At 37.2% G+C, this 13,560-nt stretch carries 13 protein-coding genes and 1 pseudogene; 10 read left to right on the forward strand and 4 right to left on the reverse strand.

The window, feature by feature from the left end:
* Positions 1-2: 2 nt before the first annotated feature.
* Both mutL and IGJ23_RS00750 read left to right on the forward strand, forming a co-directional pair.
* Positions 3-2,102 carry a DNA mismatch repair endonuclease MutL gene (gene mutL / locus IGJ23_RS00745; RefSeq protein ID WP_438775066.1) on the forward strand — a complete coding sequence of 700 codons (2,100 nt, stop codon included), beginning with the start codon at positions 3-5 and terminating at the stop codon, positions 2,100-2,102.
* Positions 2,103-2,130: 28 nt separating this feature from the next.
* The gene (locus IGJ23_RS00750) at positions 2,131-2,688 is read left to right on the forward strand and encodes a Maf family protein (RefSeq protein WP_034698682.1); all 558 of its coding nucleotides are present in this window, start codon (positions 2,131-2,133) and stop codon (positions 2,686-2,688) included.
* 223 nt (positions 2,689-2,911) lie between these two features.
* Here IGJ23_RS00750 and IGJ23_RS00755 read toward each other — a convergent pair.
* The 3 genes and pseudogenes from IGJ23_RS00755 to treP form a co-directional block, all read right to left on the reverse strand.
* A pseudogene (locus IGJ23_RS00755) lies at positions 2,912-3,053 on the reverse strand (putative holin-like toxin).
* A 296-nt stretch (positions 3,054-3,349) separates the two neighbouring features.
* Entirely contained in the window at positions 3,350-3,472 is a 123-nt protein-coding gene (locus tag IGJ23_RS00760; RefSeq protein WP_161306430.1) for a putative holin-like toxin, read from the reverse strand.
* A 463-nt stretch (positions 3,473-3,935) separates the two neighbouring features.
* Positions 3,936-5,921 carry a PTS system trehalose-specific EIIBC component gene (gene treP, locus IGJ23_RS00765; RefSeq protein ID WP_063626424.1) on the reverse strand — a complete coding sequence of 662 codons (1,986 nt, stop codon included), beginning with the start codon at positions 5,919-5,921 and terminating at the stop codon, positions 3,936-3,938.
* Positions 5,922-6,154: 233 nt separating this feature from the next.
* Between treP and treR the strand changes: the two genes are divergently transcribed.
* The 8 genes from treR to IGJ23_RS00805 all read left to right on the forward strand — a co-directional run bounded on the left by treR (position 6,155) and on the right by IGJ23_RS00805 (position 11,436).
* A complete protein-coding gene (gene treR / locus IGJ23_RS00770) occupies positions 6,155-6,868 on the forward strand; it encodes a trehalose operon repressor (RefSeq protein ID WP_063626425.1) in 714 nt (237 codons plus the stop codon).
* 77 nt (positions 6,869-6,945) lie between these two features.
* Positions 6,946-7,389 (forward strand): peptide-methionine (R)-S-oxide reductase MsrB, encoded by a 444-nt coding sequence (gene msrB, locus IGJ23_RS00775; RefSeq protein ID WP_034698687.1) that lies wholly within the window; start codon positions 6,946-6,948, stop codon positions 7,387-7,389.
* A 307-nt stretch (positions 7,390-7,696) separates the two neighbouring features.
* On the forward strand, positions 7,697-8,299 hold the full coding sequence (gene ruvA / locus IGJ23_RS00780) for a Holliday junction branch migration protein RuvA (RefSeq protein WP_010720373.1): 603 nt from the start codon (positions 7,697-7,699) through the stop codon (positions 8,297-8,299).
* A gap of 12 nt (positions 8,300-8,311) precedes the next feature.
* Positions 8,312-9,313, forward strand: a complete 1,002-nt coding sequence (ruvB, locus tag IGJ23_RS00785; protein WP_010720372.1) for a Holliday junction branch migration DNA helicase RuvB — start codon at positions 8,312-8,314, stop codon at positions 9,311-9,313.
* A 92-nt stretch (positions 9,314-9,405) separates the two neighbouring features.
* Positions 9,406-9,987, forward strand: coding sequence for a TetR/AcrR family transcriptional regulator (locus IGJ23_RS00790; RefSeq protein WP_010720371.1), 582 nt, complete (start codon positions 9,406-9,408; stop codon positions 9,985-9,987).
* Between the two features lie 13 nt (positions 9,988-10,000).
* Entirely contained in the window at positions 10,001-10,465 is a 465-nt protein-coding gene (locus IGJ23_RS00795) for a low molecular weight protein-tyrosine-phosphatase (protein WP_438774521.1), read from the forward strand.
* A gap of 136 nt (positions 10,466-10,601) precedes the next feature.
* The gene (locus IGJ23_RS00800) at positions 10,602-10,976 is read left to right on the forward strand and encodes a hypothetical protein (protein ID WP_010720369.1); all 375 of its coding nucleotides are present in this window, start codon (positions 10,602-10,604) and stop codon (positions 10,974-10,976) included.
* A 160-nt stretch (positions 10,977-11,136) separates the two neighbouring features.
* The gene (locus IGJ23_RS00805) at positions 11,137-11,436 is read left to right on the forward strand and encodes a hypothetical protein (protein ID WP_438774522.1); all 300 of its coding nucleotides are present in this window, start codon (positions 11,137-11,139) and stop codon (positions 11,434-11,436) included.
* Positions 11,437-12,009: 573 nt separating this feature from the next.
* On the opposite strand, the gene brnQ is transcribed toward IGJ23_RS00805, so the two are convergent.
* The gene (gene brnQ / locus IGJ23_RS00810) at positions 12,010-13,365 is read right to left on the reverse strand and encodes a branched-chain amino acid transport system II carrier protein (protein WP_010736841.1); all 1,356 of its coding nucleotides are present in this window, start codon (positions 13,363-13,365) and stop codon (positions 12,010-12,012) included.
* Positions 13,366-13,560: the final 195 nt, after the last annotated feature.

The raw sequence follows: 13,560 nt of genomic DNA on the forward strand, positions 1-13,560 counted from the left end.
TGATGGCGAAAATCCAAGAATTATCAGAACGCTTAGCCAATCAAATCGCAGCCGGTGAAGTTGTCGAACGTCCAGCCTCGGTAGTCAAAGAACTTGTGGAAAATGCCATAGATGCAGGAAGTAGTCAAATCGATATTTTAGTTGAAGAAGCAGGATTAAAAACGATCCAAGTGATTGATAATGGAGAAGGTATTTTGACAGAAGATGTTGAGAACGCCTTTAAACGTCATGCAACAAGTAAAATCCACAATCGTGACGACCTTTTCCGAATTCGTACGCTTGGGTTTCGAGGAGAAGCATTGCCTAGTATTGCTTCTGTTTCAGAGATGACGGTAGAAACAGCCAATCAAGAAGAAACGCAAGGAACCTATTTAGAGCTTAAGGGAGGTGCGGTAATGGAACACCGCCCAGCTCCTTTAAGGCAAGGAACGAAAATCACAGTCAGCAATCTTTTCTTTAATACACCAGCACGCTTAAAATATGTTAAAACGTTGCATACTGAATTAGCGAATATCGGTGATATTGTGAATCGCTTAGCCTTAAGTCACCCGGCAATTGCTTTTCGATTAGTCCATGATGGGAATAAGATGTTAGCAACTTCAGGAAATGGCGAATTGAAACAAACGATTGCCGGAATCTATGGGTTGAATACAGCAAAGAAAATGTTGAAGATTGAAGCGAAAGATTTAGATTTTGAAATCTTCGGTTATATTTCTTTACCTGAAGTGACTCGTGCTAGTCGTAATTATCTTTCAACAATCATTAATGGACGTTTTATTAAAAATTTTTCCTTGAATAAAGCAATTGTAGCCGGCTATGGTTCAAAACTAATGGTAGGGCGATTCCCAATCGCTGTACTGGAAATCAAAATGGATCCATTGTTAGTGGATGTGAACGTCCATCCAACAAAGCAAGAAGTTCGTTTATCGAAGGAACAGGAATTAACTGAGCTAATTACTCAAGCGATTCAAAAAGCATTGGTACAGGAGAACTTAATTCCCAGTGCAGCTGACAATTTGCGATTCAAGAAAAAGGTTGCTGATCAACCAAAAGCGGAACAAATCGAAATTGATTTATCTTACGCTTTTGAAGAAGCGAAACCTAAGAAACCGCAAAGCTTGAATTTTGATCAAACAACCGGAACATTTTTTGTAGCGGAAGAAAAAAGCGAGTTTGTGCATGAATCTGTTGATAAGTCTGTGGATAATGTTGAAAACTCTCCTGTATTTTCTGAAGAAACTACTAGTTATCCAGAAAGCAAAAGAAAAACAGTGGATAACTCTGGTAATATTGTTGATAACTATGTAGAAAAACCAGTGGATAAGAGTGAAAATGAGTTATCCACTGTTGAAAACTTTTCCAACGAGCATGAAACAACAGCTGAAGAAGAAACTTCTTCAGAAACAGTTTATCGTGAGGATTTAGCGCTACATCCAGAGTTTGATTTAAGTCAAAATGGGCGCTCATTAGATCAAGCAATTCAGAAATTAGAAAATGAGCAGGTAACACAACGCTTTCCACAATTAGAATATTTTGGACAAATGCATGGAACGTACTTGTTTGCTCAAAGTCAGGATGGCTTATACATTATTGATCAACATGCAGCGCAAGAACGAATCAAGTATGAATATTTTCGAGAAAAAATTGGCGAAGTTTCTAACGATCTACAAGAACTACTTGTGCCGTTTGTATTAGATTATCCCAATAGTGATGCTTTGAAACTGAAAGAGAAAAAACAATTGCTTGAAGAAGCAGGTATTTATCTAGAAGAATTCGGTCAAAATAGTTTTATCGTCAGAGCACATCCTACTTGGTATCCAGCTGGAGAGGAAGAAGCGATTATTCGAGAAATGATCGATATGTTGTTAACAACGGGTAGTGTCAGCGTGAAGAAATTTAGAGAAGCCACAGCAATCATGATGAGCTGTAAACGTTCAATCAAGGCAAATCATTATTTGAATGAAGCTCAGGCGAGGGTTTTATTGAAGGACTTAGCCCAATGTGAAAATCCTTTTAATTGTCCTCATGGACGCCCTGTGTTGATCCATTTTACTAATTCAGATATGGAAAGAATGTTTAAACGCATCCAAGATCCACATTAATGAGTCTCATGAAAAGGAGAAGAAACAGATGAAAATTGTGTTAGCTTCGCAGTCCCCTAGAAGAAAAGAATTATTAGGGCGACTGGTTAGTGCATTTGATGTTCATCCGGCTGATATCGATGAAACACCTTTTGTTCAAGAAAAACCTAAAAATTATGTTGAGCGAATGGCAACTGAAAAGGCAAAAGTAGTCAAACATCAATACGATAATGATGTATTGGTGATTGCAAGTGACACGACAGTTGTTTTTAATGATGAGATCATCGGTAAACCAGCGGATGAACAAGAGGCAAAAGCTATCCTTCAAAAACTTAGTGGGAAAACGCATGAAGTATATACAGCCGTGGTGTTGACGAAAGGTGATCAAGAAGAAAAAATCTTAGCACAAGCTAAGGTGACCTTTTATCCTTTGACAACTAAGGATATCGAAGCCTATTTAGTAACCGGTGATTATATGGATAAAGCTGGTGCGTATGGTATTCAAAGTTTTGCAGGTGCATTTGTTAAAGAGATCCAAGGCGACTATTACAGTATTGTTGGATTTCCAATCGGTGCAGTTTATCAAGGTTTGAAAAATTTTATGTAGCTGTAGTTGACGGAAATCAGAAATTGAGATAGGAACGTTCAAGTTTGTGTCCACTACTTTCAGTCATATTTAGAATTGCAAAGTGTATGAGTGATTGGTATAATCAAGACGAAAGAGGAGTTGCGCTAACAACTCCCCTGGACAGCACCGCGAAAGACGGTGGCGGTTGAATTTAAATATTCGACAAAGAATAAGAATAGCCAGTCTCCCGCTAAAGTGACGGCTATTCTTTGTCGTTTTTAAGCATAGTGACGATCAAACTGACTAAAGCGATGGTGAACGTACCAAAGCCAAGTATGGTTTGAACGATCTCATATGCGGACAAAAAGCGAACTCCTTTCATAGATTTTAGTACTTATTCCCATAAGCACCACCACCTTTGTGAGAAGTTGCCACCGTCGATCCACTTTACTGTCGAGTTTATTGTAGCATATTATCGCCACGAGAAACGTGTTTTATAAAACATAAAAACGTTATTTTTATTTAGGTTTTTTTTAGAGGAATTCTATCTTTACGAAAGTTGTAAATACCTGAAGGAATTGGTATAATGAAAACGAAAGAGGAGTTGCGTCCAACAACTCCTCTAGACAGCACCGCGAAAGACGGTGGCGAATTAGTTTAATAGTTCAAAAAGAAATAGCTATACTCGCTAAAGTGACGGCTATTTCTTTTTGTCGTTTTTAAGCATAGTAACGATCAAACTGACTAAAGCGATGGTGAAAGTACCAAAGCCAAGCATGGTTTGAACGATCTCGTATGCGGACAAAAAGCAAACTCCTTTCATAGATTTAGTACTTATTCCCATAAGCACCACCACCTTTGTGAGAAGTTGCCACCGTCGATCTACTTTACTGTCGAGTTTATTGTAGCACATTGCCGCCACGAAAAACGTACTTTTTAAAACATAAAAACGTTATTTTTATTTAGGGTTTTTAAGAGGAATTCTATCTTTAAGAACGTTGTAAATACCTAAAGTAACTGGTATAATAAAAACGAAAGAGGAGTCGCGACCAACAACTCCCCTGGACAGCACCGCGAAAGACGGTGACCGTTTAATCAGATATTTCAAAGAGAAATAGCCAGACTTCGGTTAAAGTGACGGCTATTTCTTTTTGTCGTTTTTAAGCATAGTGACGATCAGACTGACTAAAGTGTTGATGAAAGTACCAACGCTTAAAGAGTGAAAAATAACCTGAAAAAATTCACTAGAAGAATTTTTTCAGGTTATTTTTATACAGTAGTATTTTTTATTTTAGTTGCGCTTTTCCAATTTGTTCGCTATGACGAACGAGATCTGTTTGATCTAATGTTAAGGCAGCAACTTTTTCATTATTTGTTAATACAACTAAGATGTCCGTTTTCTTCCCAGCCTGCTCAATTGCTGTGAGGTCCATGTCGGCTAGTTGTGTTTTTGGCGTGACTGAATCGCCTTCTTTTACATGGATCGTAAAAGGTAGCCCATTCAATTCGACAGTATCTAGACCCATATGAACGAGAACTTCCAGACCTTCATTAGTTAAAAGACCAATCGCATGTTGTGTATCAAAAATATTTGTTACTTTACCAGCGACTGGAGCATAAACTTTTTCGTTGGAAGGTAGTACAGCATAACCTTCACCCATCATTTTTTGAGCAAAAACAGGATCTGCTACTTCGGTGATTTCCTTGATTTGTCCATCTGCTACAGCGAATAACTCTTCTGTCGGAGCAGAAACTGCTGTTGCATTGGCAGCTTCAAATTTTTGTGGTGAAACGTTGTTTCCATCAGCTGTTTGTAGTTGTAAGCCAGTTGTGTCTTCTACGGGTACAGCAGGATCGATTTTATTTAAGATCCCTTGACGTCTGAAGATTACGGTTAAACCAAATGGAACAATAACTGCAATGATCATAGAAATGATGAACGGAACCCAAGTTTCTGCTTGGATGGCTAGAATACCAGGTAGTCCACCAACACCAATTGCATTAGCACGTACATTCATCAAGTTGGCAAACATTCCAGCTAAACCTGAACCAACCATTGCGGCAACAAATGGGTAAACATATTTTAGATTGATCCCAAACATTGCAGGTTCAGTTACCCCTAGATAACAAGAAATCATTGCTGGAATCGAGATTTGTTCTTCTTTTTTATTTCCGCGATGTAAGAAGATGATCGCAAGAACTGCCGAACCTTGTGCGATATTTGATAAAGCAATCATTGGCCAAAGATTCGTAGAGCCGAAATCGGCAATCAATTGCATATCAATTGCATTCGTCATATGGTGTAAGCCGGTGATTACTAAAGGTGCATATAAGAAACCAAAGACGGCACTAAATAACCAACTGATTGAAGAAGTCAAGCCAGTATTAACAATATTTGAGATCCAACTACCGATTGTCCAACCCACAGGTCCTAAGATGACATGGGCAGCTAAGACTGTTGGGAGTAGAGAGAACAATGGAACAAATATCATAGAAATCGACTGTGGAATATATTTACGGAAGAAAATTTCAAGATAAGCTAACATAAATCCAGCAAGCATTGCTGGAATGACTTGTGCCTGATAACCAATCATATCAACTTGAGCAAAACCAAAATCCCAAAATGGAATATCAGCCGCAGCTGTTGATGCGACACTATAGGCATTTAATAATTGCGGTGAAACTAACGTAATCCCTAAAACAATTCCTAATATTTGTGTAGTGCCCATTTTTTTCGCGATACTCCAAGTGATACCAACTGGTAAGAAATGGAAAATTGCTTCGCCAGGTAGCCATAAAAAGCCGTTTACGCCGTTCCAAAATTGAGAGTGTTCAACAATTGTTCCACCAAGACTTTCAAATTGGATTCCTTCTAATACGTTCCGGAAACCTAAAATCAGTCCCCCTACGATAATGGCTGGAATCAATGGTGTAAAAATTTCTGCCAAAACAGCGATTGCTCGTTGGACAGGGTGGAGATTTTGTTTAGCAGCAACTTTACTTTGCTCCTTGGATACGCCTTCAACACCTGATACAGCAACGAAGTCGTTGTAAAAGGTTGAAACATCGTTACCAATAATGACTTGGAATTGCCCAGCATTGGTAAACATCCCTTTCACACTAGGAATATCTTCGATTGCTTCTTCATTGGCTTTTTTTGGATCATTTAAGACAAAGCGCATCCGAGTGGCACAATGACTAACTGCAGCAATATTTTCCTTTCCACCAATTTCCTTTAACAGTTTCTCAGCATCTGCTTGGTACTTTGCCATAGGAATAAACCCCTTTCTTTTTAAACTTGTATACACAAGTTATCTTATCCATACTATACTTGTTTCTTCCTACTATTGCAAGCGTTTTACAAGCGAAAAATGAAAAAATGTAATCGTTACACTTGGCTTAGTGTAGGGATATGTGAAAAGAGGGGGCGATTGAAATAACAAAAAAGCTGTAGTATAGTTTATATGCGAATAAAAGAAATTGAATATTAAGTGGAGGAAATGTAATGAATAAATTTAATGAAATTTTTTTAGATTTAGAGCAAAAAATTTTGGATCAACAATACCCTCCGCATACTTTGCTCCCTAGTGAAAATCAGCTGATTCAAATTTATGGTGTTTCACGAGAAACAATTCGAAAAGCGCTTAACCTGTTAACGACTGAAGGTTATATCCAAAAGAAACAAGGAAAGGGTTCGATTGTTTTAGACCGCAATCGATTTGATTTTCCAATTGCAGGATTAACAAGCTACAAAGAATTACAGGAAACACAACGAATCCCAAGTGAAACCATCGTTCAATTAATCGAAGAAACAGAAGTGGACCAATCATTGAGTGAAATAACAGGCTGGAAGAAAAAAACGCCGGTTTGGCATTTGGTTCGTCAAAGGAAAATCAATGGAGAAGTGGTCATATTAGATCGTGATTATTTATTAAAAAATGTGGTACCAACTTTAACAGCAACACAAGCTGCTGGCTCGATCTACGAATACTTTGAAAATGAATTGCAACTAACGATTGCTTACGCCCAGAAAGAAATTACCGTTGAAGAAGTAACTCCTGAAATCGAAGAGATGATGGATTTACATGGAGATCGCTATGTCGTGGTAGTAAGAGGACTGGTTCACCTCGAAGATACAAGGTGTTTCGAGTATACAGAATCAATTCACCGTTTAGATAAATTTCGTTTCGTCGAGTTTGCTAGACGTCGTAAAGTCTAAGCAATTATTACTATGAGCAGAATGTTTGCTTCTGATACTTTTGTCGTTATGATTAAAAGAAAAAGGAGGCGTTTTTAGTGGGCGATTTCAAGAAAAATGAGCGTGATTTAAAAGAGGAATTATCTCCGATTTCATATGCTGTGACGCAAGAAAACGCAACAGAAAGACCATTTAGTGGGAAATATGATGATTTCTATGAAAAAGGGATCTATGTCGATATTGTCAGTGGGGAGCCATTGTTTAGCTCAGCCGAAAAATACGATGCGGGATGTGGCTGGCCGGCGTTCAGTAAACCAATCACTAGAAAAGATATTAAAGAAAAGGCCGACTTTTCTCATGGTATGCACCGAGTGGAAGTGCGAAGCAGTCAAGCAGATTCTCATTTAGGGCATGTATTCAATGATGGTCCTGCTGAAAAAGGCGGACTACGTTATTGCATCAATTCTGCGGCTTTAAAGTTTATTCCATATGAAGAAATGGAAGAACAAGGATATGGAGAATATCTATCACAAGTTGAATAAGGAAGAGCTTTATTTTTGGGTAAAAAATCTTGAGACAATTTTTGATTGTTTCAAGGTTTTTTCTTATTTATCTTTATTGAAGCGTTGTTTCCTGAATATTGATCCTTTGTTTTGAGGAAAGTGCTGAAACTCTGATCGTTCAAATTAAAATCTCTTGCAAAAAATGTTTATCCTAAAAACCTTGATAAACTTACGTTAAAAAGGAGAAGCGTAGCTCGATCTTCTGTTCTCTTTTTTCAAAAGAAAAAGTATGCTACAATGGAAGAAAATATGCGAACATATGTGTGTGAAAGAAAGAGGATAACAGATGTATGAATATCTTACAGGTGTAGTAACCTTTATCAATCCTTATTATTTAGTAATCGAAACAAATGGGATCGGTTATCAAATTGCATTAGGCAATCCCTATCGTTATAGTAGTAAGCTAAACAAAGAAATCAAACTTTACGTCCATCAGGTCATTCGAGAAGATGCACATCTTCTGTACGGATTTGATTCTTTAGAAGAAAAACAATTATTTTTAAGGTTAGTTAGTGTTTCAGGAATTGGACCAAAAAGTGCCTTAGCGATTATGGCTAGTGATGATCATTCAGGATTGATTCAAGCGGTTGAAACAGGGGATGTGACTTATCTGACCAAATTCCCTGGTGTGGGTAAAAAAACAGCTCAACAAATGATTTTAGATTTAAAAGGAAAATTTGGCGAATTAAGTATTGATACGCCCTTCAATTTATTTGATGAAAGTACAGCACAAGATGCGACGGCATTATCAGAAGCAATGGAAGCTTTATCGGCACTTGGATATAGTGATAAAGAGGTCAAACGGGTCGAAAAACAACTAAAAGAAGTAGAAAATCTCACAACAGATGAATACTTACGCCAAGCTTTAAAATTAATGATGAAAAAATAAGGAGGGAAAATGATGACCGATGAACAGTTATTATCCCCTGAAACGGGCGAGAATGAATTAAGTTTAGAGAAGACCCTCCGCCCACGGTTACTTTCCCAATATATTGGTCAAAAGAAAGTGAAACAGGAACTCAAAATATATATTGAAGCTGCCCGTCACAGGGAAGAGCCGTTGGATCACGTTTTGTTATATGGTCCGCCGGGATTAGGGAAAACGACAATGGCAATGGTGATTGCGAATGAAATGGCAGTCAATATACGAACAACTAGTGGTCCCGCAATCGAGCGACCAGGAGATCTGGTTGCTATTTTAAATGAGTTAGAAGCTGGCGATGTTTTATTTATTGACGAAATTCATCGATTACCTCGTGTAGCAGAAGAGATGCTTTATTCTGCCATGGAAGATTTTTACGTTGATATAATGGTTGGACAAGGACCAACTGCTCATCCTGTTCATTTTCCTTTACCACCTTTTACATTAATTGGCGCAACAACTCGTGCAGGTATGCTTTCAGCGCCACTTCGTGATCGATTTGGGATCATTTCTCATATGGAATATTATGAAGAAGCTGATTTAAGAGAAATCGTGATTCGTTCTGCTGATATTTTTCAAACAGAGATCATCGAAGAAGGTGCACTGGAAATTGCTAGACGTTCAAGAGGAACACCACGGATTGCTAACCGCTTATTAAAAAGGGTACGTGATTTTGCACAAGTACAGGGAGATGGCAAGATCAATCAAACCATTGCCGATCAAGCATTAACGTTGTTACAAGTCGATCAGGCAGGTTTGGATTATGTCGATCAGAAACTATTACGTACGATGATTGAATTATATGGTGGCGGACCGGTTGGATTGAGTACGTTATCTGTCAATATTGGTGAAGAAAGAGAAACTGTTGAAGATATGTATGAACCTTTTTTGATCCAAAAAGGTTTCTTGAAACGGACACCTCGTGGAAGGATCGCCACACCATATGCCTATGAACATTTTGGATATGATTATCAAGTATAAAAAAGGATACTTGAATCGACTGTCCATATAAATACTTTTTCAAGAAAATCGTAGAACTAGAAGTTTTTGTAAAGAAGATAGGAGATGATGAGATGGGCGATACACCGCATACTAAGCAATTGATTAAAAACGTATTGATTGATTTATGTCAAAAGCAGTCTTTTCAAAAGATCAGTGTACAGAAAATCGCCCATGAGGCAGGCATCAATCGCCAAACATTTTACTACCATTTTACAGATAAATACGATTTGTTGCGATGGGTGTATTACGAAGATTGTTTATGCTATTTAGATCCTCATTCGCTTTCTTTAGACAACTGGGAAGAGCAAGCATTAAAAATGTTGAAGGCAATTGCTGCACAAAAAGAATTTTATGCGAACACTGTTACCTCTGACCAAGAAATACTACAAAAAGAGTTTACTGCTGTTATCCAGCAATCATTTATTAAGATTTTTGATCAAATGGATGAAGAAAAGCAGTTATCAAAAGCGGACAAATTGTTTTATGCTCGTTTTTTTTCTTATGGATGTAGTGGGGTTCTAATCAATTGGATTACACATGATTACGAAGAGACGCCTCTAGAAATCGCCGTCCAATTGTTCCGCTTAGCCAAAGATACAGAATTATATTCCTATCGGTTGTATGCAAAAGAAGAGCTGGAAACAAATGATTAGAAGGAGAGCAAACATGACGAAAGTTTTATTTGTATGTCTAGGAAATATTTGCCGTTCACCAATGGCAGAAGGTTTGTTGAAGAAAATGGTAGCTGAAGACGGACAATCTGCTCGATTTTTGATTGATTCTGCAGCGACAAGCACTTATGAAGTGGGGCGTTCACCTCATAAAGGAACAAAGAAAATTTTAGAAAATGAGAACGTGGATACGAGTCAAATGATTGCACGCCAAATCACAGAAGAAGATTTTCAACGATTTGATTGGATCATTGGCATGGATCAATCTAACGTAGAGGATTTACAACGGATGGCACCGGCCAACGCACAACATAAGATCCATTTATTTTTAAGTCGGGTTCCTAGAAAAGAAACACAAAATGTTCCTGATCCATACTATACCGATAACTTTGACGAAACTTACCAATTATTGACTGAAGGGCTCAAGTATTGGATGCAAGAATGGAAAAAAGATAAATAAAATAACGATATATCTATATAGGTAACGCTTTCTTTTTGTTGCTCAGTATAGATAATATTCTTGTTATTTCGTTAAATCTTAGGTAGAATATAGTTAATTAAGTAACACTTTCTTAGCTAAAGGAGGAGTGCATTCAATGAACGAAGAAACAGTATCACCAATGAAGAAATTGACCAAGTTAGTCACGCATACGTCGTATCAGCTTTTTGATTCTTTTGTAAATGACACTGAAAAAATAGCAGAGAATGTACGTTTGCAAGGAAAGTTTGTTTTAGAGCTGCAAAAAGCAGCTACTCAACATAGTTTAGTGATTTTACAAGTAAGAGCCAATCGAAAAAGTAATAAGTACGAAACGATTTCAGGCTGGGTAGCTACAAAAAATGTTGAAAAAGAAGTAGTCATGATTCGCCTACAAAACAAGGAACAACAAATACGAATGGTTCCAATTGATCAAATCGAAAAAATCACCAGTCTTTCTCCAGCAGGAGATCAAGAGCGGTTATCTAAATAGAAGCAAAAAAAGCGATGGAATAGATTCTTCATTTTCCGTCGCTTTTTGCTTTTTTTCATATGATGTTGGCGAAGAGAAAACTTAAAATCAATACTAGAGCAGTACATAATTAAGTCATGAGGATAGATGGATTTTATCAATCAATAGAGAGGTGTTATGGGTGCCAAAGAATCGTTTGATTAATTATATGACCAAAAATTGGAAGATAGCCGGATGGAATATATTTGATTCTTTATTCCTTTCTGCAGCTGCAATCGTTGTTTCTTTAAATATAGTGTTCGTCCTATTTCCAGATTTGGATAACTATTATACAAACGCATTAAATTTATTTTTGATTGGTCTGATGATGGTGTTTGTTGGCTTGGGAGAATCAGTAAAATCTAAAGTTGGAAAACGAATCGATGTCTTAATTGGCAGTTTTTTTGATAAGATAAAACGAAAACCAAGAATGATACTTTGAAAATTTGGCAAGACTACTAGGAATGACAAAAGCTGGCTGGTTGGTGATAGATAAACTAAAACACAAAAATGGTTGAGACAAAACTATTTTTCAGGTTTGTCTCAGCCATTTCTAGTTCAATAAAAAAGTCCTGCTAGCCGGGGAGCTAGCAGGATAAGGAGTTAAAAATGAAAAAGTGTTGTTAGGGTTGTTTGTTGGTATGCTTATATATTACTCAGGAGTTGTGAATTTTTTGTGACGAAAGTTTTTGGAAGTTGGTAATTTTTTTAGGAAAATATATTTCTGCTAGCCATTTGACTAAATAGTTAAATACATCCAATGGATTCATTCAAAAAGTAATTTTGTCAGTTATCTGTTGATTCTAATGACTTAGTAAAAAAACCAGAGCCGAAAATAGAAGTAAAATACACAGGTTCCTTCTTGTATATATAAATAGAGCATATTTGAAGCACTTTTCCACTGTTAGATGCAATCTAATAATGGAAAGTTACTTCAAATATGCTCTGTTCATTTCACAGAAGTGATGATAGTACACCGTTCCTTCTTTTAGAAGAATGATCGTCCTAGATGCCGTTACTCTACAACAGGTGTTTCTTTTTTAACCATACTCCAAATCAAGCCAATTACTAAACCAATCAATGCTGGGACGATCCAACCCATTCCTAATTTAAAGAATGGCAGATAATTCGTTGCGAAGTCTAACAACGTTTTGACAAAGCTGGTTTGCTTGATTCCGTCTGGGCAAGCATTTAAACCGTCTAAAATTGAAGCAATTAGTGTAAAATAAGTGGTCATGCGGTAAACAGCAGGACGTTGTTTAAACAATGGACCCACAAGAACGAGTAAGATCAAGGTCATTGCTAAAGGATAAATAAACATCAAGACAGGTAATGAAATTTGGATGATATTTGTCAATCCCACAGTAGCGACCAAACAAGCAAGTGCACTAGCTAGTGTCACAAATACAATGTAATTTCTTTTAGGAAACAGATCGGTAAAGGTTTCTGCGAAAGCAGTGATTAGTCCAATCCCTGTTTTTAAGCAAGCAAGGATCACAATAAGAGCGAGCAAGATACTGCCATAAGTTCCTAAATAATGATCTGCGATTTGCGCTAGTGCGATCCCGCCATTTGAACTTAAAGCAAATCCACCGAGACTCATTGTTCCCACATAAGCAAGTAATGTGTAGATGATTCCCATCAAAACGATACTGATTGCACCAGATTTGATCGTATCCTTAGCAATCTCAGAAGGCTTTGTTACACCCATATTGCGAATCGTAGTAACGATAAGGATACCAAATGCTAAGGCAGCAAGTGCATCTAACGTATTATATCCTTGAGTAAAACCAGTAAAGAAAGCATGTTCTTGATAACTAGGTTGGACAGTAGCTTGATCGATTGCACCCAATGGATGAATAAAAGCAAGTACCAACAAGATTCCTAGTAAAATCAAAAAGGCAGGATTAAGGAATTTTCCTACATAATCAAGGATTTTAGTAGGCCGTCTGGATAACCACCAAGCAGTGAAGAAAAATAAAATACTAAAAATAACTAAAAATACATGTTGTTGCTTGGCTTGGATAAATGGAGCTAAACCAATTTCAAAAGAGGTAGTTGCTAATCTTGGTAAGGCGAAAAACGGTCCGATGACGAGGTAAAGCAAAACAGTAAAAACCAAAGCATATTTTTTGCCGATCCGTTCTGCTAATTCATAAACCCCTGATGTTTTTGAAACACCGATGGCAATTACACCTAAAAAAGGTAGTCCGATCCCAGTTACTAAGAAGCCAAGATTGGCCCAGAAAACGGCAGAGCCAGATTCTTGTCCCATGTGAACGGGAAAAATCAAATTACCAGCACCAAAAAATAAACCGAATAACATTGAACCGATAAACATACTTTCTTTGAACGTCAATTTTTTTGTCATAGATTTCTCCTTTACTTATTTATACTTTTTTTAAAGTAACAAAAATAACGTAGTTTAGCAATGTTTTTCTAATCAAATAATGAGTATAAAGTATTGATCTTGAGTTGAAATAATCATTATATCCTGAGTGGTTCTGTGAGAGAGTAATTGAAGGGGAGATGTTCTATAAGTAATTGACCAAAAAATCTGGAGGCT

Source organism: Enterococcus sp. DIV1682a (genome assembly GCF_051711005.1).
Taxonomy (GTDB): domain Bacteria; phylum Bacillota; class Bacilli; order Lactobacillales; family Enterococcaceae; genus Enterococcus_B; species Enterococcus_B hirae.

Bases quoted from the DNA above. Each gene is read 5' to 3' on its own strand.
- mutL (WP_438775066.1), top strand. From the start codon at position 3: ATGGCGAAAATCCAAGAATTATCAGAACGCTTAGCCAATCAAATCGCA.
- IGJ23_RS00750 (WP_034698682.1), top strand. From the start codon at position 2,131: ATGAAAATTGTGTTAGCTTCGCAGTCCCCTAGAAGAAAAGAATTATTA.
- IGJ23_RS00760 (WP_161306430.1), bottom strand. From the start codon at position 3,472: ATGAAAGGAGTTTGCTTTTTGTCCGCATACGAGATCGTTCAAACCATG.
- treP (WP_063626424.1), bottom strand. From the start codon at position 5,921: ATGGCAAAGTACCAAGCAGATGCTGAGAAACTGTTAAAGGAAATTGGT.
- treR (WP_063626425.1), top strand. From the start codon at position 6,155: ATGAATAAATTTAATGAAATTTTTTTAGATTTAGAGCAAAAAATTTTG.
- ruvA (WP_010720373.1), top strand. From the start codon at position 7,697: ATGTATGAATATCTTACAGGTGTAGTAACCTTTATCAATCCTTATTAT.
- ruvB (WP_010720372.1), top strand. From the start codon at position 8,312: ATGACCGATGAACAGTTATTATCCCCTGAAACGGGCGAGAATGAATTA.
- IGJ23_RS00790 (WP_010720371.1), top strand. From the start codon at position 9,406: ATGGGCGATACACCGCATACTAAGCAATTGATTAAAAACGTATTGATT.
- IGJ23_RS00795 (WP_438774521.1), top strand. From the start codon at position 10,001: ATGACGAAAGTTTTATTTGTATGTCTAGGAAATATTTGCCGTTCACCA.
- IGJ23_RS00800 (WP_010720369.1), top strand. From the start codon at position 10,602: ATGAACGAAGAAACAGTATCACCAATGAAGAAATTGACCAAGTTAGTC.
- brnQ (WP_010736841.1), bottom strand. From the start codon at position 13,365: ATGACAAAAAAATTGACGTTCAAAGAAAGTATGTTTATCGGTTCAATG.